The following is a 25,467-nucleotide window of genomic DNA, read 5'->3' on the forward strand; positions in this document are numbered from 1 at the left end:
GAAAAAACGAACTATGAGATTATACACCTATGCGTTGATGATTGCCTTGGTGGTAACAGCCGCTTGCGGCTCCGGCAACAGTGGCACCGCCACTACAGCCAACCAGGAAATAACTTCTCCCGCCCAAAAACCCTATTCCGTCTGGATGGCCGACTCTGACATCCAGCGAAACCCGGAGGGCTGGATGATCGATTTCAAGGACGCGCCGAAGTGGGATTATACCCAGGGCCTGTTCGCCAGCGCCATTGAGCGGGTATGGGAGAAAACCGGCGACCCGAAGTACCTGACTTATATACAGGCCTTCGCCGACACCATGATCAGTGCGGACGGCAGCATCAGAACCTACAAAAAATCGGACTACAACATCGACCGCGTGAACCCGGGCAAGTTCCTGATCGAGCTGTACAAAGAAACCGGCGATAACAAGTATAAAATGGCTTTAGAAAACCTGCGCGACCAGATGCGCACCCAGCCGCGCACGTCGGAGGGCGGTTTCTGGCACAAGAAAATCTACCCGCACCAGATGTGGCTCGACGGTTTATACATGGGCTCGCCGTTTCTGGCGCAGTACGCAGTAGAGTTCAACGAGCCCGCGCTTTTTGATGAAGTGGCAAACCAAATCATACTGGTGGACAAGCATACCTGGGATGCTGAAAAAGGCCTGTGGCGCCACGGCTGGGACGAGAGCCGGGAACAGAAATGGGCGGACCCGCAGACCGGGCAATCGCCGAACGTGTGGGGCCGCGCGATGGGCTGGTACGCCATGGCGCTGGTCGACGTGCTGGACTTCATGCCGAAGGACCATCCGAAGCGGGACGAGGTGCTGCAGGTTACCCGGAAAATGGCCAAGGCCCTCGCGCAGTACCAGGACGGGGACACAGGGCTGTGGTGGCAGGTGATGAACATGGGTGGCCGGGAAGGCAATTACCTGGAGTCGTCAGCCTCGAGCATGTTCACCTACTTTTTGCTGAAAGCGACCAAAAAAGGATATATAGACCAGCAGTATATGCAAAACGCGCAGAAGGCATACAGCGGTATCCTGAGCAACTTTATTGAGAAGAATGACGACGGCACGATCAGCATCACCGACGTGTGCGCGGTGGCAGGCCTGGGCGGCACTCCATACCGTGACGGAACGTATGAGTACTACATCAACGAGCCCCGCCGCGACAACGACCCGAAAGCCGTGGCACCCTTCATCATGGCTTCGTTGGAACTGGAAGACCTGAACAAAACAGCGGCGAAGAATTAGTATCCAAAAGTCCCCCTTGGGGGTAGGGGCCCTCGACGAAGAAGCGGCAGAGGGATGATTATACCTAAGAGCATCTTTAAAATGACTTCTAAAAAATACACTTCCATACTTGCCCTGTTGCTGTGCTTTGTCGTTACTCAGGTGCAGGCACAGCACCCGCACGACTTAGTGGTGGCACAGGACGGAAGCGGGGATTTCAAAACGGTGCAGGAAGCCATCAACGCCGTGCCCGATTTCCGGAAAGCCACCACTTTCATCTACATCAAAAACGGCCTGTATAAAGAGAAATTGGTGCTGCCTGCGTCTAAAACCGCTGTAACGTTTATCGGCGAGGACGTGCGGAAAACGATCCTGACCCACGACGATTATGCGGCCAAAAAGAACCGTTTCGGCGAAGAGATGGGCACTACCGGCTCCACTAGCTTTTATGTTTTTGGCGATGACTTCACCGCCGAGAACATCACGTTCGAGAACTCCTCCGGCCCGGTGGGGCAGGCCGTGGCCGTGCGTGTGGACGGGGATAAAGTGATGTTCAGAAACTGTCGCTTTCTGGGCAACCAGGACACGCTGTATCCGCACGGCGAAAAGAGCCGCCAGTACTACAAAAACTGCTACATTGAGGGCACTACCGACTTTATCTTCGGCTGGTCGACGGCTGTGTTTGAGGACTGCGAAATCTACTGCAAGGCGGGCGGTAACTACGTGACGGCGGCCTCCACGTTGGAAGGAACGCCTTACGGCTTCGTGTTCCTGAACTGCCGCCTCACGGGCAACGCGCCGGCCAACGCATACTATCTGGGCAGGCCGTGGCGGCCCTACGCCAAAACCGTGTTCCTCAACAGCTACCTGGGCAGGCACATCAGGCCCGAAGGATGGCACAACTGGAGCAAGCCGGATGCCGAGCAGACGGCTTATTATGCCGAGTACAACTCCTCGGGGCCGGGGGGAGCGCCTGAAGCACGCGTGAAATGGGCGCACCAGCTAACCGAAGCGCAGGCAAAAGATTATACCCTCGCCAACATTTTCGGCGATTGGGAGCCCGGCAAGCCAGCCGCCTCTGCCAGTAAATAGCCCTGCTGCCGCCAATTATGCGGCAGCCCGAACTTATACCATTACGACCCATGCAGATACACTTTACGATGACGCACACCCGTTTCCTGTTATATGCCTGCCTGTCGCTATCCTGCTTGGGGTATTCCTGCTCCTCGGGGCTGACGCAGCACAAGGCTACCTCAAACACGGCAGCTGCTGCCATACCTGCTGCCAAAGCGGTGTCTGGGGTATGGGTGGCGGATAAGGGCGACGGGAACTATCAGAACCCGATCCTCCACGCCGATTACTCCGACCCGGATGTGTGCCGCGTGGGCGACGACTACTACATGACCTCCTCCAGTTTCAACGCGACGCCCGGCCTGCAGATCCTGCACTCCAAAGACCTCGTGAACTGGCAAATCATCGGCTCCGCCCTGACCCGTAACACGCCCTTCGACCACTTTGCCAAGCCGCAGCACGGCAACGGGGTCTGGGCTCCTTCCATCCGGCACCACAACGGCGCGTTTTATATTTACTGGGGCGACCCCGACTACGGCATCTATATGGTGAAAACCAACGACCCGGCGGGGCAGTGGGAGGAACCGGTGCTGGTGCAGGCTGGCAAAGGCCTTATCGACGCCTGCCCGCTCTGGGACGAGGATGGCAAGGCATACCTGGTGCATGCTTTTGCCGGTAGCCGCGCGGGTATCAAAAGCGTGTTGGTGGTGAACAGGATGAGCCCGGATGGCACAAAACTGCTGGATGACGGCGTGATGGTGTTCGACGGCCACGACAGCCACCCGACCATCGAAGGGCCCAAGTTCTACAAGCGCAACGGCTATTACTATATCTTCGCTCCGGCTGGCGGCGTGTCTACAGGCTGGCAACTGGCGCTGCGCTCCAAAACCATCTATGGCCCTTACGAGGAGAAGATCGTGATGGACCAGGGCAACACCACCGTCAACGGGCCGCACCAGGGGGCCTGGGTAAACACCCCGGCAGGCGAGGATTGGTTTTTTCACTTCCAGGACAAGGAGGCCTATGGCCGGGTGGTACACCTGCAGCCAATGCAATGGAAAAACGACTGGCCGGTGATCGGGGCAGACACGGATGGCGACGGAAAGGGCCAGCCGGTGATGACGTATAAAAAGCCCGCCGTCGGTAAAACATACCCGGTGATGACGCCGCAGGAATCGGATGAGTTTGACGGTAACGGGCTGGGGCTGCAGTGGCAGTGGCATGCCAACCCCAGGGCAAACTGGGCCTTTGCCACCGGCAGCACGGGCGCGCTGCGGCTGTTTACAGCGCAGTTGCCCGAGGACTTCAAAAACTACTGGGACGTGCCGAACCTGCTGCTGCAGAAGTTTCCGGCCGAAACGTTTACCGCCACCACCAAACTGACTTTCACGCCCAACCCGAAGCTGCAGCACGAGCGCACGGGCCTGATTGTGATGGGCGAGGACTACGCGTATATTTCGCTTGTGAGTAAAAAGGACGGTTTATACATCAGCTACACCACCGCGAACGACGCGCGCGCAGGCACCCCCGAAAAAGAACAGCTGCTGGGCAAACTGAGCGGCAACGAAGTATACTTCCGGGTGCGAGTGGAAAAAGGCGCGACGTGCCAGTTCAGCTACAGCGAGGACGGCAAAGATTTCATAAATGCTGGCAGCCCCCTCACCGCTGTGCCGGGCCGCTGGATCGGGGCCAAAGTAGGCCTCTTCGCCACCCGCCCAGACGAGACCAACGACTCCGGCTATGCCGATTACGACTGGTTCCGGATCACGCCGAACGCAACCGCCACTATTCAAAGCAAGAAATAAACCTCAACGAAACAGATATGAGCATCCAGAAAATAAACCTAAACCGATTGCTGCTGCTGGGGCTAACGGGCGCGCTTCAGTTCTCGTGCCAGCGCCAACCAGCCACACCGCTTGCAACCGAAACGGCAGACGCAGCTATGCCTGCGCCCACGGCAACGGCAGGTATGGCTACGGATATATACGAGGGAATTGAGTTCGACATGCCCCGCGTGCAGGAGCCGACGATTCCGAACAACCGCGTGAGTATTGCAGCCTACGGAGCCGTGGGCGATGGCCTGACCAAAAACACAGCAGCCTTCGCGAAGGCGATTGCCGTTGCTGCGACCAAGGGAGGCGGCACCGTGGTGATTCCGCGCGGCATGTGGCTTACCGGCCCGATTGTGCTGAAAAGCAACATCAACCTGCACGCCGAGGACGGTGCGATGGTTATTTTCAGCGAGGACTTCGATGATTATCCGCTCGTCAAAACCAGCTTCGAAGGGCTGGACACCTACCGCTGCCAGTCGCCGATCTCGGGCCGCGACCTGGAGAACGTGGCCATTACGGGGCCGGGCACCTTTGATGGATCGGGCGACGCCTGGCGACCCGTGAAGAAAAGCAAAATGACGGAGGCACAGTGGAAAACGCTGGTGAAGTCGGGCGGCGTGCTGCGCGATGACAAACAAGTGTGGTATCCGTCGGAAAGCTCGAAGCGGGGCGACACCGCCGGCAACTTCAACGTGCCCGACTATGACCGCAAAGAGCAGTTCGAGCGCGTGAAAGACTTTATGCGCCCCGTGATGGTGAGCCTGATCGGCTGCAAAAAAGTGTTGCTCGACGGCCCCACCTTCCAGAACTCCCCGGCCTGGAACCTGCACCCGCTCATGAGCGAAGACGTGACGATCCGGAATCTGAACGTGCGCAACCCCTGGTACTCGCAGAACGGCGATGGTCTGGACCTGGAGTCCTGCAAAAACGCGCTTATATACAACAACACCTTTGATGTGGGCGACGATGCCATCTGCATTAAATCCGGGAAAGACGAAGACGGCCGCAGGAGGGGTATGCCCACCGAAAACGTGATCGTGAAGAACAACACCGTATACCATGCGCACGGCGGTTTTGTGGTGGGCAGCGAAATGTCTGGCGGCGTGAAAAACGTGCACGTCTCCAACTGCACGTTCATGGGCACCGACATTGGCCTTCGCTTCAAAAGTACCCGCGGCAGAGGCGGGGTAGTCGAGAACATCTATATCTCCAACATCGACATGATCGACATACCCACGCAAGCGATTAGCTTTAACCTGTTCTATGGCGGCAACTCGCCGGTGCTGGAGGAGGGACAGAGCGCGAAGACAGAGGCCAGAGACGAGAAGCCGGTGCCAGTAACCGAGGAAACGCCTTCGTTCAAGGATATCTACATGAAAAACATCCGGGTGGCAGGAGCAGCACAGGCCGTGGCGCTGCAGGGCCTTCCCGAAATGAACCTCCAGAACGTGAACCTCGAAAACTCCGTGCTGAAAGCCCAAAAAGGCATCACGGCGGTGGATGCGGACGGCATCACCCTGAAGAATGTGAAGGTGATCACCGAGAGCGGCCCTGCCCTCACCATCTACAACAGCAAGAATATCAAGGTGACCGGTTTATCCTACGACGAGACGCAGGGGCCAGTGGTAACGGTGCTGGGGCCGCTCACGCAGAACGTGCAACTCGAAAGCAAGGATTTCAAAAACGCCGCGCAGCAAGTATCCAAAGGCAAGGACCTGAGCAACACCGCGCTAACCCTGGAGCAATAAAAGCAGCCAGAAGCGCAAGCGGATATAAGGCTTAGAGGATTTATTTATACCGTGTAGCTGGTTCTCTATCATCAATTTAAATGAAAACGCGCGTATGAACAGGACGACGGAAAGTAAACAAAAAAGCTTTGTGCCACCCGCACTAGGCACGTTGCGCCAACGCTGCGTTCCGGCGGCGTTGTTCTGGCTAGGCGGCGTTCTGGCTGCTGGTTGTGCCGCCACAGATCAGCGTGTTGGCGCTGCTGTAACCGTTGACAATACTGGGCTTACTGCTTCTGCTGAGGCGCCTGTTAAGTGGGGCAAAGGACTGCTGGCCAAGGACAAGGCGTGGTATGGCAGTGCTGAAGCAAGCCGCATTGCGGATAACCTCCTCCTGTATCAGCACACGAACGGCGGCTGGAACAAAAACACAGACATGGCGCTCGTCCTCACGGAGGCAGAGAAAGCCAGGCTGCAGGCAGCTGCGGAGAAGGGCATGGTTTCCACCATCGACAACGGGGCCACCTATACACAGCTGGAATACCTGGCCAACGTGTATGACGCTACCGGTGAGGAAAGGTATAAAGACAGCTTTCTGCGAGGCTTGGATTACCTGTTCGAGGCGCAGTACGAAAATGGCGGCTGGCCACAGTTCTACCCGATCCGCAAAGGGTATTATGAATACATCACCTTTAACGATGGCGCCATGATAGGCGTGATGGAGTTGCTGCGCGATGTGGCTAAGCAAAACAGCCCATATGCTTTTGTAGACAAGCCACGGCAGAAACGGGCCGCCGAGGCCATCAAAAAAGGCCTGGATGTGATTCTGAAAACGCAGATTGAAGTGGACGGAAAGCTGACCGCCTGGTGTGCCCAGCACGACCACATCACGCTGGCACCCCAAAAAGCCCGCGACTACGAGCTGCCTTCCATTAGCGGCGGGGAAAGCATCGGGATTTTAAAGTACCTGTTGGAGATCGAAAAGCCTGACCCGCACGTGGAGAAGGCTGTTGAGGGAGCGGTGTCCTGGTTGAATGAGGTGAAGATCACCGGCATCCGGTTGAAACGGACAGGAGACCCAGCGCATCGCGAAACGCGGGATGTTGTGGTGGTGAATGATACAACGGCACCGCCACTATTGGCTCGGTTCTATGAAATTGAGACGAACAAGCCGATGTTTTCTGGCCGTGATGGCGTGGTGCGCCATACCTTGGCGGAGATAGAGCAGGAGCGGAGGGCTGGCTACAGCTGGTACATCCCTTTCCCGGAGAAATTGCTCGACGAAGCCTATCCACGGTGGAGGCAGAAATGGGTAAGTACAAATTAGCTAGACAATGATCAACATGAAAACCGCTTTTAAACATACCCTTGCACAGTGGGCGCTGCTTGCGCTGTTGGTAATTCCGCTGGTGAGTTATATCCAAAAAAAAGCACCAACCCTCTTCCTGGTCGGTGACTCTACGATGGCAGACAAACCATATGGCAACGGCAACCCCGAGAAAGGCTGGGGGCAGGTGTTTCCGTTATACCTGCAGGAGGGGGTGAAAGTGCAAAACCACGCCGTAAACGGACGCAGCACCAAGAGCTTCCGGGACGAAGGCCGCTGGGATGCCATGCTGCAGCTGCTCAAGCCAGGCGACTACGTGATCATCGAGTTTGGCCACAATGACCAGAAAGACCAGGACCCGAAGCGCTATGCCGCACCCGAAACCGATTACCGCCACAATCTGGAACGCTACGTTGCCGAGGCGCGTGCCAAAAAAGCCATACCTGTGCTGGCCACCCCCATCGTGCGCCGGAGGTTCGTGAACGGGCAACTGGAAGACACGCACGGCAAATACCCGGCTGTGGTAAGAGCGGTGGCTGCGGAAAAAAACGTGCCGCTGCTGGACCTCGAGCGGCGCACCCGAGAGCTGGTGGCAAGGTATGGCGAAGAGAAATCGAAGGCGCTTTACCTGCACCTCGGGCCCAACGAGTATGCCTCGCTGCCCGATGGCCGCACCGACGACACGCACCTCTCGGCCTACGGCGCGTTCCGGGTAAATGACCTGGTGGCGGAAGAACTGCGAAAAGCCGTGCCGGAGCTGGCGGCATACCTCAAAAAGTAGTTTCAGCACATGGCATACCCTGGCGCAAGCCTCCGCTTGTGCTGAGATGTAGAAGCAGAAAGGTATAAACACAAACGGACGCTTGCGCCAGAAACAGAAAGGTATAAACACAAACGGACGTTGCGCCAGGGGCAAGTCATACGATAAACATTTAGTATCCTACAAGTTCCTATGATGAACAAAAAACACAGCGTTATTTTCCTTTTGATTTCCTGCCTTGCCTTGGCGGCCTTTGCCCCTTCCCGGAAAAAGCCTGTGAAGGTATACCTCATCGGCGACTCCACGGTGGCGGATTATACCGGCGATTACGACGAGAAAGATTACGCGCAGGAACGTTACCCGATTACCGGCTGGGGGCAGGTGTTCCAGCCTTTTATGCACCCCGACAGCCTCTCACTGATCCGGAATATCCTCCGGGCAGACAGTGTGGTGGTGATAGACAAAGCCAGAGGCGGCCGCAGCACGCGCACCTTTTTTGAGGAAGGCCGCTGGGCGGAAGTATATAAAGCGCTGCAGAAAGGCGATGTGGTGCTGATGCAGTTCGGCCACAACGACGCCGCCGAGAATAAGCCCGAGCGCTACACCAACGTGGCGGCCTACAAAGAGTACCTGCGGCTATACGTGAACCAGACCCGCGAAAAAGGTGCCCTGCCGATCATCATCACGCCCGTCAACCGGAACTACCCCTGGAAAGACGGCCAGCTCAGCAATGTGCACGGAGACTACCCGCAGGCGGCAAAAGACGTGGCGCGGGAGCTGAACGCGCCGCTCCTCGACCTGACGCAACGCTCCATCGACGCCTTTACGGCCAAAGGAGAAGACTACGTGACCAGCCACTATTTCATGAACTTGCCTGCCGGTACATACGCCGCGTACCCCGACGGCCAGAACGACAACACGCACTTCCAGCCCGAAGGTGCCAAAGCGGTGGCCCAACTGGTGTTCGACGGTTTGAAGCAGCTGAAGCCCACCAGGACTGCTGCGCAGAAGTAAGAAGCCAGCCATATTGCCCTGGCTCGTTGTCTCAGGGTCGGCCTGTCCAAAAGAAACCGTTGCAATTTGCCAGATATAAACAGAGCGCGGACTATACAGGCAATTTATTTCCAGGGATACACCGCTATTTTTACTTTATACATTGCTGATTCTGTAGCTCCGAGAGGTGCTGCGAACAACTATGGGCGCTTGTGCCGAAAAATGAGATATAAACCTCATAAATAATTGCATACCAGGGGGACTTTGTTTAATTATGTGTGTAAGCAAACACTTTTTATGAGGAAAACAGCATTATCACTCCTGGTTGTTCTAACGTTTCTGTGTCTGCCGGGCATGGCGCAGAAAAGAGAATTGCCAAATCAAGTCATTTCGCTTCAGAACATGCAGGATTTCCGGCCTGCGGCAGCCAACTGGCAGCTGGCCGGCGATGTGTATTATGACCTGAACAAGGCCGGCAAGGGCAAAATACAGGAAGGTACCGGTATTCTGGTGAATAACCTGACAGACAAGGACAAAGACAACCTGTTCACCAAAATGGAGCACGGCGACATAGAGCTGGAGCTGGATTTTATGATGGACAAAGGCGCGAACGCGGGCGTTTACCTGCAGGGCCGTTACGAGGTGCAGCTCTTTGACAGTTGGGGCGTGCAGCAACCGACCGCCACAGACTGCGGAGCCATATATGAGCGCTGGGACGAAAGCCGCCCCGGTGACAGCAAAGGCTACGAAGGCCACGCGCCAGCCTTAAACGTGAGCAAAGCGCCCGGCTTGTGGCAGCACTACAAAATCGTCTTCAGGGCACCCCGTTTCAACGCCCAGGGGCAGAAAACGGAGAACGCGGTGTTTGTGCAGGTGATTCAGAACGGGGTAACCATTCATGAGAACGTGGAAGTGACAGGCCCGACCCGCGCCGCCGCCTTTCAGGACGAGCAGCCGCTGGGGCCGCTGATGTTTCAGGGCGACCACGGCCGCGTGGCCATCCGCAACATCAGCTACAAAGCCTTCGGCACCGAGCCGGTCAAACTCTCCGGCCTGACACTAAAAGCATATGAGGGTGACGTGAAAGAGATCGCCGCCCTCAGCACCGTGGCACCAGTGAAGACAACGGATATCCGGTCGCTCGCCCATCAGGGTTCCGGCACCCGCGACCAGTTCGGCGGCAAAATCAACGGAACCCTGCACATACCGCGCACCGGCGAGTACCTGTTCAACCTGAAACTCGACTGGATACCGGAAGACAACAACTACCCTGAAAGGCCGAATGGCGCCGGAGAACTGACGATCGGGGGCAAGAAAGTGATTGTGATCGACGGGGAGCATGGAGACGCCTCGGCTATGGTACAGCTGGAGGCGGGTGAGCATCCGGTGGAGCTGTCGTACCTGAAGAAGTTTGGCTATTGGTATGCGCAGAGCAACGATTTCACGCTCTCGGTGGAAGGAGCGGACGTGCCCTATACCGCGCTCAACGCGCCGGTGCGCGCCGTAGACCCGGTGGGTGCCATCATGGTGCTGGCCGACAGCAAGCCGGTGATGCTCAGGAGTTTTATAGAGCATGACGGGGCGAAAAGAACGCACGCCATCTCGGTGGGAGAGCCCGGCAAAGTCAATTACTCGCTCGACCTGGCAACTGGCGACCTCCTGCAGATATGGCGCGGAGATTTCCTGAACACCACCCCCATGTGGCATGCGCGCGGCGAGAGCCAGCTGGCCCTGCCATTGGGCAGTGTGATCGGGATGGCCGGGCAACCGACGCTGGCTTACCTGAGCGATGCGGGCACGGCGTGGCCCGACTCCAACGCGGCCTATACCTACCTGGGCTATGAGGTGGACAAGAACGGCCGCCCGACCTTCAAATACACGTTAGGGGGCGCCAGCGTGCGAGACGCGTTTAAGGCCATTGAGGACGGGCGTAAGCTCACACACTCCCTGACGGTGACGCCGGGGCAGGGGCAGGGAGAACTCTGGTGCCGGGTGGCCGAGGGAAGCGAGATCAAAAAGCTGCCCAACGGGCTATATGCCATCGATGGCAAGGAGTACCTGATCGAGCTGCCGCGCAAGGCAAAACCTGTTCTCCGGAACGCAGCACAAAACCGGAAAGAGCTGCTGCTGCCCGTGAAAGCCAAAAACGGCACGGCGGAGGTACAGTACAACATCGTTTGGTAGGTTATCGGCAACAGAAGGAAAAACATCATGAAAAGCACAACATCCGTTACATATATAGCAAAGACCTCGTTGGTGGCGCTCTGCCTGCTGGCCCTGGTCGGGCAACCGGCGATGGCGCAGAAAAAAGCGAAGGCAGTGCCCGAGACAGAAAACCAGAACCCGGACTCCGGATCGAAGCAGGAAGAGGCGATTCCGGAGGTAGAGGACGATTTCTATAAGCTGATCTCGCTGCCGATACCCGAGGGCGTCATACTGGAGGTTGGTGGGCTGGCCACGCTGCCGGACGGGAGCCTCGCGGCGTGTACCCGCCGGGGGGAGGTATGGATCATCTCCAACCCGAATATAGCAGGCAATGCCACCCCTAGGTACAAGCGCTTCGCCTACGGCTTGCACGAGCCCCTGGGCATCGCCTACAAAGACGGTGACCTTTACGTGACGCAGCGCAGCGAAATAACCCGCCTCCGCGACGCAGACGGCGACGGCGTGGCAGATATGTATGACAAAGTCTACTCCTGGCCGCTGTCCGGCAATTACCACGAGTATTCCTACGGGCCGCTTTTCATGCCCAACGGCAACATGCGCGTTACCCTGAATCTGGGCTGGAGCAACAGCCTGGGCCATGGCGTGAGTCTGGCGCCGTGGCGCGGATGGATGCTCGAAGTTACGCCGGACGGTAAAATGACTCCGGTTGCGGCGGGCATGCGCTCGCCTTCCGGGTTTGGCATGAACGCAGCGGGCGACGTGTTTTATACCGAGAACCAAGGCGACTGGGTGGGCTCAGGCCGCATCACCCACGTTGAAGAGGGCGACTTTGTGGGCAACGCCGAAAGCCTGCGCTGGTCTGGTTTGCCCGGCTCCAACATCAACCTGAAGCCTGCGGATATCCCCAACACCGGCGAGCCGCTGTATGAGGTGGCCAAACGCGTTGATGCGCTGAAGCCTCCGGCCGTGTGGTTGCCGCACGGCATCCTGGGCATTTCCACCACGGGCATCCTGAACGACGACACGAACGGGAAGTTCGGGCCCTTCACCAACCAGTTTTTTGTGGGAGACCAGGGCCAGAGCAAAGTGATGCGGGTGGCGCTGGAGAAGGTAAAGGGGCAGTACCAGGGCGTGGTGTTCCCGTTCCGGGAAGGTTTCTCCTCTGGTATACTGCGCCTGGTATGGGGCAGCGACGGATCCATGTTCAGCGGCATGACGAGCCGGGGCTGGTCCTCCACCGGAAAAGACCTTTACGGCCTGCAGCGCCTGGTCTGGACGGGCAAAACACCTTTCGAAATGCAAACCGTGCGTGCCATGCCCGACGGGTTTGAGATAGAATTCACCATGCCCGTGAACAAGCAACGGGCGTCGGACCCTGCCGCTTACAAAGTGACGGGCTTTAACTACAAGTACCAGGCAGCGTACGGAAGCCCTGTCATCAACAGCGAGAAGTGCGCGGTGCGGGGCGTGGTGGTGTCGGATGACGGCATGAAGGCCCGCATCGTGGTAGATGGTTTGCGGGAAGGCTATATCCACGAGATCACGGCAGACGGCGTGCGCGCCGCCAACGGAAAGCCCTTGCTGCACAACGTCGGCTACTATACGCTCAACCAGTTTCCGGACGGAGAGAAGCTGGCCATTGCAGCGCCCGCGCACGACCATACGGCGATGGCCTCGGCCAGCAAAACAGCGGAAAAGCCAACCGCCGCCAACGCTACGGCCGCCGCTAAGAAAGCCCCGGCTAAAAAGCCTGTCGCAGCCAGTAAGGCCAAGCGCGTGACGAAAAAGCCCGCTTCGTGGCCGAAGGAGGCAGACATCACCATCAACGTGGGCACCAAGCCCGGCCTCAAGTATGACCCTTCGCAGATACGCGTGAAAGCGGGCAGCAAAGTGAAAGTGGTTTTCCACAACAACGACGACATGCTGCACAACTTTGTCATCGTGATGCCGGGCACAGCCATTGAGGTGGGTGAGTTGGGGATGAAACTGGGGCTGGAAGGGCAGGAGAAGGATTATATCCCGCAAACCGACAAGTTGCTGTACCATACCAAGCTGCTGCAGCCCGGCGAAACAGAATCGATCTACTTTGAGGCACCGGAGAAACCCGGCGACTATACTTTTGTGTGCACCGTGCCGGGGCATTTTTATGTGATGCAAGGCACGTTTAAGGTGGTGGAGTAGCGGGTAGCGGAGTTTCGTAAATGGTCTGGTTACGGTAAGTGGCAGTTGTATGCGCCAGGTTCAGGGGTATAAATCCGGTAGCGCTGCAAATCTGTCTCAATTCAATGTTTGCACCAGAGAAACTTGATGGAGTGTGCTTGCTGATCCCGGATGGAATTGTTTTGCCTGCTGCTGTATGAACTTCATGCAGGTGCAGCAAGTCTTTGTTTTTATACCAGTTCATATAAAGCTGCTTTCATAAAAAGTTGACGTGTTTGGGAGTTAGCGCGTGTATAAAATGCTCCAAAATCATTCAACAATTAACAATCAGCAACCGACCATCTCACCGATGGGAGGGCTTTAAATGAGACGATATTATACCATTCAGGACTTTCGCAGAGCTGCCCTTGTTGCGTCTTTTGACCAACAAGTTGTTGGTGAGAACACACAACAACGGCAGGCTGCAGGCTGCTTTCGCTCCTTGTTTTGATTAGATGCGAAAGCCCTGCAAATTTCAATTGATGAGCGCATATAGCCCTGCCATTCATTAGTGCAATTCCCCTCTTGGGAGGGGTAGGGGTGGGTTATTTTGTACAGATACTTCCACATGCGCAGAATCTATTTGATAACGATATTCTATACAGCGGTTGATGTCCTGCTGGCGTAGTGCTGCTGGTTACGCCGCTAATCGGTTATGAAGAAAAAACTTTATCTGCTTGTCCAATGCATCAGCTGCTTTCTGCTGCTTATTTTCAGTTCTCAACAGCCCGCATCAGCCCAGCAAGCAGCCTCCGATGTCGCCAACTTCTACCCCTTGCTGGATGCCTATGCCAGTAACGGCAACAGTAGTTTGTCATACCTGACCAGAGATTGGAAGAGTACGGCCAAGTGGCGCAAAAGGGGCAAGGCAAAGCTCGAAGAACTTCTCGCCTATACCCCCGCGCCCGCGCCGCTGCACCCAGAAGTACTGCGCACCACCAAAAGGGACGGCTATACCCAATACCTGGTGCGCTACAACCTGAACGCCCTGCAGCAGACAGAGGCTTTCCTGCTCATCCCGGATAACCTCCAAAAACCGGCCCCTGCCGTCATCGCACTCCACGACCATGGCGGTTTCTACTACTTCGGCAAGGAGAAACACACGCTTACCGACGAGCAGCCCGCTATCCTGAAGGAGTATGTGCAGACCCTGTATGAGGGCAGATACTACGCGGATGAACTAGCCAAACGGGGCTTTGTGGTGCTTTGCCCCGATGCCATTTACTTCGGCTCCCAAAAAATAGACCCAGCCCAACTAACGGATGCGAAAGGCTATTTCGAGAAAGTAAAAGCGGCGGACGAAAGCGAGCGGATCAAAATTTATAACAAGCAGGTGGCGGGGCCAAATGAGGTGGCGATGAACAAAACCATCCTCACCGCTGGCACCACCTGGCTCGGCATCATTGCCCAAAACGATCGGGTGGCGGTCGATTTTCTGCTGTCGCGGCCGGAGGTAGACCCGGAAAGGATTGGCAGCATCGGGCTTTCGCTGGGAGGTTTGCGCAGCACCTATCTGTTTGGCCTCGATGCGCGGATAAAAGTGGGCGTGGTCGCGGCCTTTTCCACCACCTACGCCCAGATGCTGCAGCAGCACGCCCACCATACCTGGATGATGTATGTGCCGCGGCAGTATGCGTTCCTGGATTTGCCGGATGTGGCTTCGCTCAACGCCCCGCGGCCTTTGCTGCTGATGAACTGCAGGCAGGACAAACTCTTCAGCATCGCGGGCATGCAGGCTGCGGAGAGCAAGCTCACGCGCATCTACGGGAAGCTGAATGCCCCCGGGAAATTCAAAGCCAACTACTACGACGCGCCCCACTCCATGACCATCCTGATGCAGGAAGACGCCTTTGCATGGCTGGAGAAATGGCTGAAGTAGGCCGTTTAATCAAAGCGCATACATAAGTGCCTTTGGTATGGGTATGGCTGCTCACTGAGCTGAAAAAGGCCGCTTATACCAGTATCGATTAATCAGTACGTATAAATCCTCTATGGCGCCCCGAAAGCTTTCGGGGTGCCTTCTCATGGAACCCAACCTGCCGCGTATCGCCCAAAAATGGCAGCACAAGCGGACGCTTGCGCTATGTTTTTTCATATATTCCGGTATGCCAAATTCATTCGACGATGGTAGTATTCAGGCTAAAAATGCGGAAGCCGGAGCTATCTGACGTAGCCCCGGCTTCCGGTATACTGTAACGCGGTTATACTTATACCGCCACGGCCTCTTTAGCCAGAAACTCCTCTACTTTGTCTACCATGTCCGGAGAGCCGATTACGAGTGGGCAGCGCTGGTGCAGCGAGGTAGGGGTTTTGTCGAGGATGCGCTCGGAGCCATCCGTGGCCTTGCCGCCCGCCTGCTCTATAATCATGGCCAGAGCATTGCACTCATACACCAGGCGCAGCTTGCCGTCCGGCGACTTGGCAGTGGGAGGGTAGAGGTATACCCCGCCCTTGAGCAGGTTGCGGTGGAAGTCGGCCACCAGCGAGCCGATATAGCGGCCCGAGTAATTCTTCTCCTGGCAGTAATGGATGTAGGCTTTGATGCCGTCCGGGAAGCTGTTGATGTTGCCTTCGTTGCAGGAGTAGAGGTTGCCTTCCTTCGGCGTCCTGATCATCGGGTGCGAAAGGAAAAACTCGCCTAGGGAGGGCTCATACGTGAAGCCGTTCACACCACAGCCTGTGGTATACACCAGCATGGTAGACGAACCGTAGATGATATAGCCTGCGGCCACCTGCTTGGCGCCGCTTTGCAGGCAGTCTTCCAGGGTGCCGTCGCCTTCCACTTCCGACATCCTGCGGTAGATCGAGAAGATCGTGCCGATCGCCACGTTCACGTCGATGTTAGAAGAGCCGTCCAGCGGGTCCATGGCCACAATATACTTGCCCTTGGCGTTGCCGGTCTGGATCACCTCATCCTCTTCCTCCGAGATGATGGTGCACACCTCGCCGCCGTTGCGCAGCGCCCGGATAAAGCGAATGTTGGCGATCACGTCGAGCTTCTGCTGCTCCTCGCCCTGCACATTCTGCTGCCCGTAATTGCCCGTCACCCCAATCAGACCGGCCCGGTTAATCTCCCGGTTCACGATCTTGGTGGCCAGGGCAATGTCGCGGAGCAACTGCGATAGCTCCCCGGTGGCAAAAGGGAACTCTTCCTGCTTTCTCATGATGAACCTGTCGAGGGTTGTGCCTACAGGTAATGCCAGCTTATCGTCCATACGTATGAAGTTTGAGTGTTACAAAAGTGATGTTTCACAAAGCCCGGAGACTTTGTGGGGTTGGTTGCATGGCGGTAAAAGTAAGAAATTTTGAAGATACCGCCTACCTCCAGCCTCCTTTAGTAAGTAATTGCTCACACCCGTGGATGTCGCTGGCTTTTCTTTACGTGCAACCCGCCGCGTAGAACTCCAACTCAGCGCATCGTTAACGCTTGTTTCCGAAAGCGAATATTTTGTGCATAAAATGCAATCGAAATATGTGCTTAGAGCGAAATCCCCCTCTTCCAGGGTATAAAATCATCCTGACCCAACTGCATGGCTTTCGTTTGCCTGTTGCCGCTGGCTACCTCTATGATAAATTCCAGCATATCGGCCCCCATTTCCGCGATTGTCTTCTCGCCCGCAATCACAGCGCCTGTGTCGATGTCAATGATGTCGGGCATGCGCTGCGCGAGTTTCGTGTTTGAGGATACCTTGACGACCGGCGTGATCGGGTTGCCTGTCGGAGTGCCCAGCCCGGTGGTAAACAGGATGATGTTGGCACCGGAGCCCGCCATGGCGGTGGTGCTTTCCACGTCGTTGCCGGGGGTGCACAGGAGGTTCAGGCCCGGCTTGGTGGCGTACTCGCCGTAGTCGAGCACAGCGGCCACAGGGGAGGTGCCGCCTTTCTTGGCCGCCCCCGCCGACTTGATCGCATCCGTGATCAGGCCATCCTTGATGTTGCCGGGGCTTGGGTTCATGTCGAAACCGGAACCGACAGCCTCTGCCGCACGGGCATAGGTGCGCATCAGGTGCACAAAGCGGTCCGCGGTAGGCACATCCACGCAGCGGTTGATGAGTTCTTGCTCCACGCCGCACAGCTCCGGAAACTCTGAGAGCATAGACTTGCCGCCCAGCGCCACAATCAGGTCGGAGGTATGGCCCACGGTTGGGTTCGCCGAGATGCCCGAGAAACCGTCTGAGCCGCCACACTCCAGCCCGACCACCAGCTTACTGAGCGGCGCTGGCTGGCGGCGCTGCTCATTGGCCTTCGCCAACCCCAGAAAAGTGCTTTTAATGGCCTTCGCCAGCAATTCCTGCTCTGTTCCCTCTTGCTGCTGCTCCAGCACAATCAGCGGTTTGGCTACGTCGGGGTCCAGTGCCCGTAGCTTCTCCTCCAGTATACCGGCCTGCGCGTTCTGGCAGCCCAGGCTCAGCACCGTGGCCCCGGCCACGTTCGGGTTGTGGATATACCCCGCCAGCAGGGCGCACAGTGCATCAGCGTCCTGGCGGGTTCCGCCGCAGCCGCCCTCGTGTGTCAGAAACTTTATACCGTCGATATTCTCAAACAAGCGCTGCCGGCCGTTCGACGTTTGGCTTTCGAGGGGAAGCTCCGCAATGGCCGCTGTGTTGCCCGACCGGTATAGCTCCACCATCTGCTGCACATACGCCTTATACATATTCTGGTGGCCAAAGCCAAGCTCTTCCAGGAAAGCCTGTTTAATGGTGTCGACGTTTCTGTTCTCGCAAAACACCAGCGGGATTACGAGCCAGTAGTTTGCCGTGCCCACCTGCCCGTCGGGGCGATGGTAACCCTGGAAAGTGGCGTTGGCCCACCGGCTCACATCCGGTACCTGCCAGCCCGTAGTGGCGGTTTTGCCCGCGAAAGGGGAGGCCTGGTGATGCACGTTCTCCGTGGAAATGCGCGCGCCAGCCGGTATTGCCCGCACAGCCTTCCCGACCAGTATGCCATACATGATAATCTCGTCGCCGGGCTGCATGTCCTGCACCGTGAACTTGTGTTTGGCAGGTATGGGCTCGGTGAGCGTCAGGGTATCCGTGTCGTGAACGACCGTTTCGCCCGCGGCGAGGTCGGTGAGGGCCACCAGCACATTGTCGCTGGGGTGTATCTGGAGAGTTTTGCTGGACATAAGCTAAGTTATAGATTGTGCAATCGATTGCTCAGTTGCAAATAATGTAATTTCTCGGAGAAAAGAAAATAAGTAAGCCAGAAAAATCAGGATTTAAAAGCCATCCGGGCTTTTTTAGCGCGCAGCAGCGCAGGAGGGTATACAGGACAGGTTGCTTTTTTGTAAGCTGCTGGTTCTCTGCTTATTGCCTCTGTAGGGTATGGAGGCGGATTATCGTGCCCTGCTTCAGAGAATGCGACCCACAGACAGGTATGGCCAACTATACCGGAGAACACATTGAGGAGGAAAAAATATTTTCTAGTTTATTAGAACTATTGTATATATAGATTCGTATATTCAGTAATTCCTTTAGTAGAATTGTTGTTTGTTAAAATGGTTAGCGATTGGTTTTGCTGAAAATACCCCGGTCAGAAATGACCGGGGTATTTTTGTGTGTATGGGTCATGGCGAGAACCCCTCTGCGTGGGTATAAATCCGGCCGCAGATGACAGGCTACTGCAGCAGCGAGCCGCTCAGTCGCCTCAGCTCTGTTTCTGAGGTTTTGGCCTCATACCGGATATCGATCAGGCGGTTCTCGGCCAGCAACTGGTTCCGCTGCGCCTCACGCAGCTCAATGGCGTTCAGCAAGCCCAGGCGGTACCGCTCCAGCGCAATTTCGGCGTTTTCCTTCGCCAGCGTCACGTTCGATTCTTCCAACTCCAGCAGCTTCAGGCGGTTGGCGTACTGGCTGTAGGCCTTCGCCAGGTCTGCCTGCAGCCTGTTCTCCTCTTGCTGCAACTGCAGCGTGGTGGTCTCCAGCGTGATGCGCGCGTTCTGTGCCAGCCGGTTGGTGTTAAAGCCGTTAAAGATCGGCAGGCTGACCGTCAGGCCATAGTTATACCCCAGGTTGCGGTTAAACTGGGGCTGAAAATCGTTGAGGGGATCGGTCTCGGAGCGGTTGAAGTTATAGGCGCTCGTGACCCCAACCACCGGAAAGCGGCTGGCCTGGACAGACCTGATATCCAGGGTGGCGATCTCGCGGTTCAGTTGCAGGCGCAGAAGAAGCGGGTTTGCCGCGAGCAGGCCATTGTCCATCTGGCCATAGTTCAGCGTCGCGTCCACCTCTATCCCGTCGCTGACCGTGAAGGTGATGTCCGGGTCGCGGCCCAGGAGCTGGTTCAGGGTGATCTTCGCGTTTTGTAAGCTTTCTTCCTGCCTGAGGAGCTCGGAGCGGTCGGCGTTGTAGTCTACTTGGGCCCGGAGGATCTCTACCTTTGCGCTCACACCTACCTCATACTGGGCTCTTGCCAGTTCTACGCGCTGTTCCGAAATCGTGATGGCATCCTGTATGGCCTGCATCCTGCGCCCCTGGCGGACAACCTCGTAATACGCGTCCGAGATATCGGCCACGGTATTCTCCACCGTCTGCCGCGTAAACAGCTTCCCGGATTTCTCGAGGGCCGTCAGCCTTTCGTAGTTAATAAACATGCCGAGGCCATCGAAAATAGTCCAGCTGAGATTTACGCTGTAGTTCAGGTTGTTGGAGGTGGCCCCCGTGCGCGTCACCGGTTCGCGGGCCTTAAACTCCTGCCTCGAGTTGTTCTCGCTGAACAATCGGGTAGCACGGGCATCAACACGGGGCAGAAAACCGGCATTGCCATACGTAACGTTGTTGGCCGCGATATCATCTTGCTTATCGGCTATCCGGATGTCGTAGTTTTGCGCGAGCCCGATGCGGATGGCCTCCTGCAGCGTGAGCTGCTGCTGGCCAAAGGAAACAAAGGGCGAAAGCAGCGCGAGTGCGGTGAGCACTAGCGCTGTGGGGGTAAAGGATGACATAAATCGTTTCTCCACGGGGTATACCTGTTGTCTGTTTTTTTGAGTCGGTTTACTTGATCAGGGCAGGCTCCTGCTTGCGTTGCGGAAGGTGCTGCTCTGTTTCGTCTTCGTCTTCCTGCTTGTGCGAGACATTAGCCTCGGCGGATGAGAAGTAGGAGTAGACTGCCGGAATAACATACAGCGTGAGGCCGGTGGAGAAGATGAGGCCTCCCACCACGGCGATACCCATCGACACGCGGCTCTCAGAACCCGCACCCAGTGCCAGGGCAATCGGCAGCGTACCCAGTATGGTAGACATCGATGTCATCAGGATCGGGCGGAAACGCTGTACGGCGGCATCGGTGGCGGCCTCCAGCTTGCTGAGGCCAGCCTCCTTGCGCTGGTTGGCAAACTCCACCAACAAAATACCGTTCTTCGTCACCAAGCCCACCAGCATGATCATACCGATCTGGCTGAAGATATTGAGCGTTTCGCCGAAGTACCAGATGCTGATAAGGGCACCTCCCAGGGCAAGCGGCACCGTGAACATGATGATCACCGGGTCGCGGAAGCTCTCGAACTGCGCCGACAGCGCCAGGTAAATCAGGCCCAGGGCCAGCAAGAACGCAAAGATCAGGCTGCTGGAGCTTTCGGAGAAGTCGCGCGACTGCCCGGACAGCGACCGTTGGTAGGTATCGTCCAGCACCTTGTCGGCGATGGCGTCCATGGCGGCCAGACCGTCGCTGATGGTTTTGCCTTTTGCCAGCGAGGCGCTGAAGGTGGCGGCCGCGAAGCGGTTGAAGCGGTAGAGTTGCGGCGAGGCGCTTTCCTCGCTCAGCTCAATAAGGTTGTCCAGCTGGATCAGTTCCCCGGTGTTGTTCTTTACATACAGGCTGCGCAGGTCGATGGGGGCTGCGCGGTTCTCACGGCTCACCTGCCCGATCACCTGGTACTGCTTTCCATCTTTGATGAAGTAGCCGAAGCGCTGCCCGCTAAGGCCGGCCTGCAGGGTCTGGGCCACATCGCGCACACTCACGCCCATGGCCTGGGCCTTCTCGCGGTTAATGTCTACGCGCAGCTCGGGCTTGTTGAATTTCAGATTCACGTCCACAAAGCCAAAGGTAGGGTCCTGGCGGGCGGCGTCCATGATCTGCGGGATGATGTCGCGCAGCTTCGAGCCGTCCGGCGACTGCACCACAAACTGCACCGGTTGCCCGGCCCCGCGGCCACCGCCCAGCCCCTTATCGCCGGAGGCGAAGGCGCGTGCGCCGGTCAGTTGGCCCGACAGCCTGCCGATCTCCTCGACCACCTCCTGCTGCGTCTGGTTGCGCTTGGCGGCGTCCACCAGCTTCACGCGCAGGAAGCCCGAATTGGAGCCGCCCCCGCCAAAGCCCGGCGAGGTCATGGCCACCATGTTGTCGATGCCTTTGATCGAGTCGTTCACCAGCTGCGTCAGCTCGCTCATGTACTCATCCATAAACTCGTACGAGGCACCTTCCGGACCGGTCACGCCGATACGCATACCGCCACGGTCCTCGTCCGGGGCCAGCTCGGAGGGCAGGTTTTTCATCAGGAGGAATATGCCCCCGGCCGCCAGAATCACAATCACGAAGGCCATCCAGCGCACGCCCATAAAGCTTTCGAGGCTGCTGCGGTAGCCGTTGGTGAGGCCCGTGAAGAACGGCTCTGTTTTGCGGTAGAACCAGTTGGGCCGGTCGCGGTGCTTGAGCATGCGCGAGCACATCATCGGGGTAAGCGTGAGCGACACAAAGGAGGAGATGATCACGGAGCCCGCCACCACAATGCCGAACTCGCGGAACAGGCGGCCGGTTATACCCTCCAGGAAAATCACGGGCATAAACACAGCCGCCAGGGCCACTGTGGTGGAGATAATGGCAAAGTAAATTTCCTCGGAGCCTTTTTTAGCCGCCTTCATGGGCTGCTGGCCGCCTTCTATGCGGGCGTAGATGTTCTCCAGCATCACAATGGCATCGTCCACCACCAGCCCGATGGCCAGCACGATACCCAACAGCGTGAGCACGTTGATGGAGAAATCCATGAGGTACATGATAAAGAAGGAGCCGATGAGCGAAACAGGTATGGCCACTACCGGTATAACCGTGGAGCGCCAGTCGCGCAGGAACAGGAAGATGATGATCACCACCAGCCCGAAGGCAACAAAGATGGTTTCTTTTACCTCTGAGATGGAGGCCTTGATGTACTGGGTGTTATCGAAGCCGATCACGGTTTCGATGTCTTCAGGCAGGTCTTTCTTGATCTGCTCCAGGCGCACGTAAAATTCATCGGCAATCTCGACCTGGTTAGAGCCAGGCTGCGGAATGAGCACAATGCCTACCATCGGGATGCCGTCGCGGCGCAGGATGGATTTCTCGTTTTCCGGGGCCAGCTCGGCATGGCCGATGTCGGCGAAGCGGATCAGGCGGTCCGCGTCCTCCCGAACGATCAGCTGGTTAAACTCATCTGCTGTGGAGATACGCCCCATGGTGCGCACCGAAAGCTCGGTGGTGGCCCCTTCGATCCGGCCGGAAGGCAGCTCCAGGTTTTGGCGGGCTAACGCGTTTTGCACATCGACCGGGGTAACGCGCAGCGCGGCCAGCCTGTCAGGGTCCAGCCACAGGCGCATCGAGTAGCGCTTCTCGCCCCATATATCCACAGAGCTCACGCCAGGTATGGTTTGCAGCCGCTCTTTGAACACGTCCTGGGCAATGGCCGACAGGTCCAGCAGCGAGCGGGTGGCGCTTTTTATACCCACAAAGATGATCGGGTTGGCGTCGGCGTCGGCTTTGGAAACGGTCGGCGGGTCGGCGTTGTCGGGGAGCCTGCGCTGGGCGCGCGCCACGCGGTCGCGCACGTCGTTGGCGGCGGCCTCCATGTCCACGCCCAGGTTAAACTCCACGGTGATGTTGCTGCTGCCCTCGCGGCTGGAGGAGGTAAGCGTCCGGATGCCGGCTATACCGTTGATGGATTCCTCGAGCGGCTCAGTGATCTCCGACTCGATGGTTTCGGAGTTGGCCCCGGTATAACTCGTGGACACGTTCACGATGGGCGGGTCCACGCTGGGGTACTCGCGCACACCCAGAAAGGAGATGCCGATGATACCGAACACGATGATCGTGATGCTCATCACGATGGCCAGTACCGGGCGCTTGATGCTTATGGATGATAGACTTGCCATAGATAGAGGTAATAATCAGTGACTTAGGTATACGCGTGGCGCTTCAGGAAAATAACCCCATACCAGGTGAATAGTTATCCCCGTGCCGTTTGTGGCGCGGGTTTGTCAGGCCGCAGCCGGCTTACTCGCCGGTTTTTACTTTTCGGATGGTCAGGTCTGCCCCGGGGCGGGCCTGCAATACCCCCGATTGGATGATGGTGTCGCCGGGGGCCAGGCCTTCGAGCACCTGGATGAGGGTTTCGGAGCGCTGCCCGATCTTGATCATCTTCGGCACGGCCTTCCCGCCCTTGGCCAGGAACACCTTGTGGCCGGTGGCCTCCGGTATGATGGACTCCGTTGGGATCAGGATGGCCTTTTCCACCTCTTTCAGGCCGAGGTTCACTTTCACGAAAGCGCCGGGCTTTACCTCCTCGTTCGTGTTAGGGTACAGGGCGCGCACCTGCATGGTGCGGGTGGCGGGGTCTATGATCGGTTGGGTGGCGTAAATGGTGGCCTCATAGGCAGTAGGGCTCCCTTCTGCCGTAAACGTGATCTTGTCGCCGTTCTTCACCATCTGGCTATAGCGGCCGGGGATGGAGAACTCCACTTTCACGGGGCTGATGTCTACGATCCGGGCGATGGGCGTGCTGGCGGTCACGTAGCTGCCCTCGCTTACCTGGCGCAGGCCAATCACACCGTCAAACGGGGCCCGGATGTACGCTTTGGCCAGCCCGGCCTTGAGCGCCTGGATGTCGGCGGTGGCGGTGGCCAGTTGGTTGCTCACCTGGTCATACTCCTGCCGACTGATGTAGTCTTTCTCCAGCAGGGTGCGCTGGCGCTGCTCCATGTCGTGGTACAGCTTCTGGTTCGACTGCAGCTTCTGCAGCTGGGCCTGCATCTCCTGGGCGTTCACGGAGAGCAGCAGCTGGCCCTTGCGCACGCGGCTGCCTTCCTCGAAGTTGATGCCGGTCACGCGGCCGGCTACTTCGCTGCGCAACTCCACCTCCTCGTTGGGGAGCACCGTGCCGGTGGAAGTGATTTTGTTCTGGAAGGCGCTCGGGGAAACCACGAACACGTCAACGGCCACTTTCTGCGCCATCGGGCCTCCGCCAGCGCCCCCCTCGGGCGCCTTGTCGCCAAAGCTGAGCTTGTTGAGGAGAAGGTAAAGGATAGCGGCGGCGGCCACCAGCAAAAGGATGATTTTGACGGTCTTGTTCATGTGGGTTCAAACGCAGGTTAATCGGTTTAGCAGTCCTGTTTTGCTAAAGGAGTATTTCGTAGCTTTAGCAGGCCATACTAGCAGCATTAAAAGTACGCCCTTTGCAGGCTATTTTAAAAGTGTAGCCATTAATTCTCTGCAAACAGGCGCTTTGTTTAGACAGAAAGCCGAAGCCAAGGTTTAAACCGCACGATTTTTTATTTGGGATGACAGACAAACGCAATTTTTTTGAGGACGTGTATGCCGTGGTGCGCCTTATCCCGCCCGGCCGGGTCACGTCGTATGGCGCGATTGCCAGCTACCTGGGGTCGAAAGGCTCGGCGCGCATGGTCGGCTGGGCCCTGATCGCTTCACCCCCACATAGTCAGATTCCGGCACACCGGGTAGTGAACAGGGTGGGTATGCTAACCGGCAGTCAGCACTTCGATGCGCCCAACGCCATGCAGGATCGCCTGGAGCAGGAGGGGGTAAAGGTGAAGGACAACCAGGTGGTGGAGTTCAGCAAACTTTTCTGGGATCCGGGGAGGGAGTTGTTGTAGGAGGGGGGGCAGAATATCTACGTGTGGCCACGTTATATACCTTGTAGTTAATAATACCAATAACAATTGATCGGTACGCCGGATCCTTTCTATGGCGCCCCGAAAGCTTTCGGGGTGCCTTCCCGTGCAATGCATCCAACCTGCCACACGTCGAATGGAAGCACAAGCGGACGCTTGCGCCAGTGCTGATAGACTCTAGAATCACGAACTTATACCAATATCAAATCATTTATGCGCATTGGGCCATGTATGGGAAGAGTGTTAGCTGCTTTACTGCCTCAGGCTGTTGCATATATCCCTTAACCA

At 57.1% G+C, this 25,467-nt stretch carries 16 protein-coding genes; 11 read left to right on the forward strand and 5 right to left on the reverse strand.

Annotated features, from left to right (window positions below; translation table 11 throughout):
• Nucleotides 1-13 precede the first annotated feature (13 nt).
• The 10 genes from MKJ04_RS19460 to MKJ04_RS19505 all read left to right on the forward strand — a co-directional run bounded on the left by MKJ04_RS19460 (nt 14) and on the right by MKJ04_RS19505 (nt 15,185).
• Nucleotides 14-1,252, forward strand: coding sequence for a glycoside hydrolase family 105 protein (locus tag MKJ04_RS19460; RefSeq protein WP_241643354.1), 1,239 nt, complete (start codon nt 14-16; stop codon nt 1,250-1,252).
• Between the two features lie 81 nt (nt 1,253-1,333).
• Nucleotides 1,334-2,323 carry a pectinesterase family protein gene (locus MKJ04_RS19465; protein WP_241643356.1) on the forward strand — a complete coding sequence of 330 codons (990 nt, stop codon included), beginning with the start codon at nt 1,334-1,336 and terminating at the stop codon, nt 2,321-2,323.
• 50 nt (nt 2,324-2,373) lie between these two features.
• The gene (locus MKJ04_RS19470; RefSeq protein WP_241643358.1) at nt 2,374-4,107 is read left to right on the forward strand and encodes a glycoside hydrolase 43 family protein; all 1,734 of its coding nucleotides are present in this window, start codon (nt 2,374-2,376) and stop codon (nt 4,105-4,107) included.
• Nucleotides 4,108-4,124: 17 nt separating this feature from the next.
• A complete protein-coding gene (locus MKJ04_RS19475) occupies nt 4,125-5,882 on the forward strand; it encodes a glycoside hydrolase family 28 protein (RefSeq protein WP_241643360.1) in 1,758 nt (585 codons plus the stop codon).
• A gap of 94 nt (nt 5,883-5,976) precedes the next feature.
• Entirely contained in the window at nt 5,977-7,188 is a 1,212-nt protein-coding gene (gene pelA / locus MKJ04_RS19480; RefSeq protein ID WP_241643362.1) for a pectate lyase, read from the forward strand.
• Between the two features lie 16 nt (nt 7,189-7,204).
• Entirely contained in the window at nt 7,205-7,969 is a 765-nt protein-coding gene (locus MKJ04_RS19485; RefSeq protein ID WP_241643364.1) for a rhamnogalacturonan acetylesterase, read from the forward strand.
• 171 nt (nt 7,970-8,140) lie between these two features.
• The gene (locus tag MKJ04_RS19490; RefSeq protein WP_241643366.1) at nt 8,141-8,962 is read left to right on the forward strand and encodes a rhamnogalacturonan acetylesterase; all 822 of its coding nucleotides are present in this window, start codon (nt 8,141-8,143) and stop codon (nt 8,960-8,962) included.
• A gap of 276 nt (nt 8,963-9,238) precedes the next feature.
• Nucleotides 9,239-11,125 carry a family 16 glycoside hydrolase gene (locus MKJ04_RS19495; protein WP_241643368.1) on the forward strand — a complete coding sequence of 629 codons (1,887 nt, stop codon included), beginning with the start codon at nt 9,239-9,241 and terminating at the stop codon, nt 11,123-11,125.
• Between the two features lie 27 nt (nt 11,126-11,152).
• A complete protein-coding gene (locus MKJ04_RS19500) occupies nt 11,153-13,288 on the forward strand; it encodes a plastocyanin/azurin family copper-binding protein (RefSeq protein ID WP_241643370.1) in 2,136 nt (711 codons plus the stop codon).
• 673 nt (nt 13,289-13,961) lie between these two features.
• Complete coding sequence (locus tag MKJ04_RS19505; protein WP_241643372.1) at nt 13,962-15,185, forward strand: dienelactone hydrolase family protein; 1,224 nt, start codon at nt 13,962-13,964, stop codon at nt 15,183-15,185.
• A 328-nt stretch (nt 15,186-15,513) separates the two neighbouring features.
• Here MKJ04_RS19505 and fbp read toward each other — a convergent pair whose 3' ends face one another.
• The 5 genes from fbp to MKJ04_RS19530 all read right to left on the reverse strand — a co-directional run bounded on the left by fbp (nt 15,514) and on the right by MKJ04_RS19530 (nt 24,622).
• Nucleotides 15,514-16,521 (reverse strand): class 1 fructose-bisphosphatase, encoded by a 1,008-nt coding sequence (gene fbp, locus MKJ04_RS19510; protein WP_241643374.1) that lies wholly within the window; start codon nt 16,519-16,521, stop codon nt 15,514-15,516.
• A gap of 263 nt (nt 16,522-16,784) precedes the next feature.
• Nucleotides 16,785-18,431 carry a UxaA family hydrolase gene (locus MKJ04_RS19515; RefSeq protein WP_241643376.1) on the reverse strand — a complete coding sequence of 549 codons (1,647 nt, stop codon included), beginning with the start codon at nt 18,429-18,431 and terminating at the stop codon, nt 16,785-16,787.
• Nucleotides 18,432-18,923: 492 nt separating this feature from the next.
• The gene (locus MKJ04_RS19520; RefSeq protein ID WP_241643378.1) at nt 18,924-20,264 is read right to left on the reverse strand and encodes a TolC family protein; all 1,341 of its coding nucleotides are present in this window, start codon (nt 20,262-20,264) and stop codon (nt 18,924-18,926) included.
• Nucleotides 20,265-20,298: 34 nt separating this feature from the next.
• Nucleotides 20,299-23,424: an efflux RND transporter permease subunit gene (locus MKJ04_RS19525; RefSeq protein WP_241643380.1), complete on the reverse strand. Its 3,126-nt coding sequence runs from the start codon at nt 23,422-23,424 to the stop codon at nt 20,299-20,301.
• A gap of 121 nt (nt 23,425-23,545) precedes the next feature.
• Nucleotides 23,546-24,622: an efflux RND transporter periplasmic adaptor subunit gene (locus tag MKJ04_RS19530; RefSeq protein ID WP_241643382.1), complete on the reverse strand. Its 1,077-nt coding sequence runs from the start codon at nt 24,620-24,622 to the stop codon at nt 23,546-23,548.
• Nucleotides 24,623-24,828: 206 nt separating this feature from the next.
• Here MKJ04_RS19530 and MKJ04_RS19535 point away from each other — a divergent pair, with 206 nt between their 5' ends.
• On the forward strand, nt 24,829-25,161 hold the full coding sequence (locus MKJ04_RS19535) for an MGMT family protein (RefSeq protein WP_241643383.1): 333 nt from the start codon (nt 24,829-24,831) through the stop codon (nt 25,159-25,161).
• Nucleotides 25,162-25,467: the final 306 nt, after the last annotated feature.

Source organism: Pontibacter sp. E15-1 (genome assembly GCF_022601975.1).
Taxonomy (GTDB): domain Bacteria; phylum Bacteroidota; class Bacteroidia; order Cytophagales; family Hymenobacteraceae; genus Pontibacter.